Origin of the sequence: Streptomyces sp. SM1, from assembly GCF_002910825.1 — a bacterium.
In the GTDB taxonomy this organism is placed as follows: Bacteria; Actinomycetota; Actinomycetes; order Streptomycetales; family Streptomycetaceae; genus Streptomyces; species Streptomyces okerensis.
Genome location: NZ_NEUB01001011.1, coordinates 1 through 3669 on the forward strand (window position 1 = coordinate 1; position 3669 = coordinate 3669).

At 73.1% G+C, this 3669-nt stretch carries 1 protein-coding gene; it reads left to right on the forward strand.

The genetic code is table 11. From position 1 onward, the window contains the following. Window positions 1–706: 706 nt before the first annotated feature. The coding region (locus B9S61_RS36345; RefSeq protein ID WP_146065038.1) for a type I polyketide synthase at window positions 707–3669 on the forward strand (2963 nt) is incomplete at its 3' end.

Consider the following 3669-nt stretch of genomic DNA (forward strand, 5'->3'; position numbering starts at 1 on the left):
ACGAACCGGTCCGCCAACACGATCTGCATCGGTACTCTGCCTCTCGCGGGTTGTCCGCTTGAGGTCCTCCCTTACGCGGCATCATCCAAAACGGGCTACCGCAGCATCAGTTCGTGTCTTCCCACGTTCCCTACGAGCGCCGCAGACCAGGATCACGTCGCCTCCACGCCGGGCACCACCTGGCCAGTAGATCGGGTATCCGCCAGGCTCATCCCGGGGCAAAAAGTAACCCCCGGTTTTGATGCCATTTCAATCCTTAACGACGCGTCAACAGCGTCCCCCTCACGGGGATTTGCGCTCCGTCTTCCTGATCCCCACCTGACGCCCTCTTGGACGCCTTTTCCACATCGCTCACCACGGTCGCGTCACCGCTTCCGCAGCATGTGGCGGTTTGAAGCCTCCCCCCGCATGGGCGGCTCCGAAGGGCCTACCTTCATCGCTCGCACAGCATCGCGTTCAGCCGCTCAACTACCCATTGCGGCCTCCCGCGTTCGTGGCACACCCCGTACGCGTACCCCTGTCCGTGTCGCGGCCTGCGCTATCGGGCCGCTATGCGACTTAGGCAAGATCGGCGTCGCGGGTCCGGTGGAGGTACGCGCCGGGCAGGACGAAGGCGCCCCGGCCGGCGCGGGACCCGCGGGAGCGGGCGCCCGCCCAGGTCCGGTGACGGAAGGTCCTGCACGCCGTGAAGGAGTCCGAAAACACGATGGCGCACCCCGACGGTACGGAAGCACCGCTGCTGTGGACACTGGCCGGCAACGGCAAGGACGCGCTGACGGCCGGAGCACACGAGCTGCACGCGCACCTGGCCGGCCGTGACGACTGGAGCCCGCAAGACGTCGCGTTCACCCTCGCGCGCACCGCGTCCGGAGGGAGCCGGCGGGCGGCACTGGTCGCGGACGGGCGCGACGGCTTCCTGGAGCGGCTGGACGCGCTCGCCGGCGGCCGGACCATGCCCGGCCTGGTGGAGGGGACGGCCGCCGGGTCCGCCCGGCGGGTCGCCTTCGTGTTTCCCGGACAGGGCGCGCAGTGGCCCCGGATGGCGGTCGACCTGCTGGACGCCTCCCCGGTGTTCCGCGACCGGATGGACGCGTGCGCGCAGGCCCTGGAACCGTTCGTCGACTGGTCGCTGATGGACGTGCTCCGCGACCCGGACGTGCCCGGCGCCCCCGCGGCCGACCGGGCCGACGTGGTGCAGCCCGTGCTGTTCGCCGTGACGGTGTCCCTGGCCGCGCTGTGGCGCTCGCACGGGGTACGGCCGGACGCGGTGCTCGGCCACAGTGTCGGCGAGGTCACCGCCGCCGAGGTCTCCGGCGCGCTGTCCCTGGACGACTCCGCGCGCGTGGTGGCCCTGTGGAGCCAGGCCCAGGCCACCCTGGCCGGGCGCGGGGACATGGTCTCCGTGATGGCCCCGGCCGGCGAGGTCGAGCCGCGGCTGGGCCGCTGGGACGGCCGCCTCGTCGTCGCTGCGCACAACGGCCCGCGGTCCGTGATCGTCTCCGGCGACCGCGACGCCGCGGCCGAACTCCTCGACGGTCTCGCGGCCGACGGGGTGCACGCACGGCGGATCGCGGTGGGCCTGGCCGCCCATTCCCCGCACATCGACGAGATCGTCCCCCGGATGCGCTCCGACCTCGCCCCGGTCCGCCCCCGCACCCCGCATCTGCCCTACTACTCCGGGCTGACCGGCGGACGGCTGGACGTCCCGGTCCTTGACGCCGACTATTGGTGCCGCAACCTGCGCGGCACGGTCCTCTTCCGGCAGGCCGCCGGGGCCCTGCTGAGGGACGGCCACGACGTACTGCTGGAGGCCAGCCCGCACACCGTGCTCACCTCCGCCCTCATGGACACCGCGCAGGAGCACGGCTCACAGGCCGCCGTCCTCGGCACGCTGCGCCGCAACCAGGGCGGGCCGGGCCGGTTCCTGACCTCGCTCGGTGAACTGTACGTACGCGGTGCCGCGCCGTGCCCCGACCCGGAGTCGCACTCCGCCGGGCCGGGCACCCTTGTACCCGAACTCCCGCTGGCGGCCCTCACGGAGGCCGTCCCGGCGGGCGCGTCCGGAGCGGCGGACGGGCACGGGACGGCGGACGGCGACGGGCAGCGCGACGACGGCGCCGCGTTCCGCTCGGAGCTGGCCGCCATGGACCCGGCGAAGCAACGCGCCGCGCTGGCCCGGCTGGTGGCGGTGGAGATCGCCGCGCTGACCGGGTGTTCCGACCCGGTCCCCGGCCGACTCGCCTTCCTCGACCTGGGATTCGACTCCGTCACCGCGGTCGAGCTGCGCAACCGGCTGAGCGCGGCGACGACGCTGCGTATCCCCGCGACGGTCGTCTTCGACTGCCCGACCCCGGACGACCTGACCGCGTACCTGTGCGCCGCGCTCTCCGGTGAACGGGCCGGTGAGGACGCCGACGCGGACGCGCCCGTGCCGGTGCGGGCCGCGGACGACGACCCCGTGGTGATCGTCGGCATGGGCTGCCGCTACCCCGGGGGCGTCGGCAGCCCGGACGACCTGTGGGAGCTGGTGTCGAACGGCGTCGACGCCGTCTCCGCGCTGCCCGACAACCGAGGCTGGGACACCGCCGGGCGCTACGACCCCGCGCCGGGGACACCGGGCCGCTACTACCAGCGCGAGGCCGGGTCGCTGTACGACGCGGCCGACTTCGACGCGGAGTTCTTCGGCATCTCGCCGCGCGAGGCGCTGGCCATGGACCCGCAGCAGCGGCTCCTGCTGGAGACCACCTGGGAGGTGCTGGAGCGGACCGGGATCGAACCCTCCACCCTGCGCCGCACCCGGACGGGCGTCTTCGTCGGCGCGATGACCATGGACTACGGTCCCTCCCTCGAACAGGGCGCCGACGCGGGCGGCCACCTGCTGACCGGCAACACCGGAAGCGTCGCCTCGGGCCGGCTGGCCTACTCCCTCGGGCTGGAGGGAGCGGCGGTCACCGTCGACACGGCCTGCTCCTCCTCGCTGGTCGCCCTGCACCTCGCGGTACGGGCGGTGCGGTCGGGCGAATGCTCGCTGGCGCTCGCCGGAGGCGCCACCGTGATGTCCACGGTCGGCATGTTCGTCGAGTTCAGCCAGCAGGGCGGCCTGGCCCCGGACGGCCGCTGCAAAGCGTTCGCGGCAGCGGCCGACGGCTTTGGCCTGGCCGAGGGCGTGGGCATGCTGCTGGTGGAGCGGTTGTCGGACGCGCGGCGGAACGGGCATCCGGTGCTGGCGGTGATCCGTGGTTCTGCTGTGAACCAGGACGGTGCCAGCAATGGGTTGACGGCGCCGAACGGTCCGTCGCAGCAGCGGGTGATCCGGGCGGCGTTGGCGGACGCGGGTTTGTCGGCTGCCGAGGTGGACGTGGTGGAGGCGCACGGTACGGGGACCCGGCTGGGGGACCCGATCGAGGCGCAGGCGCTGCTGGCGACGTACGGGCAGGGGCGTCCGGCGGACCGGCCGGTGTGGATCGGCTCGCTGAAGTCCAACATCGGGCACGCTTCGGCAGCCGCCGGTGTCGCCGGGGTCATCAAGTCGGTGCTGGCGTTGCGGCACGGGGTGATGCCGAAGACGCTGCACGTGGATGGCCCGACGCCCGAGGTGGACTGGTCGGCGGGGGCCGGACGGCTGCTGACGGAGGCCCGTACGTGGGACGACGCGGGCCGTCCGCGACG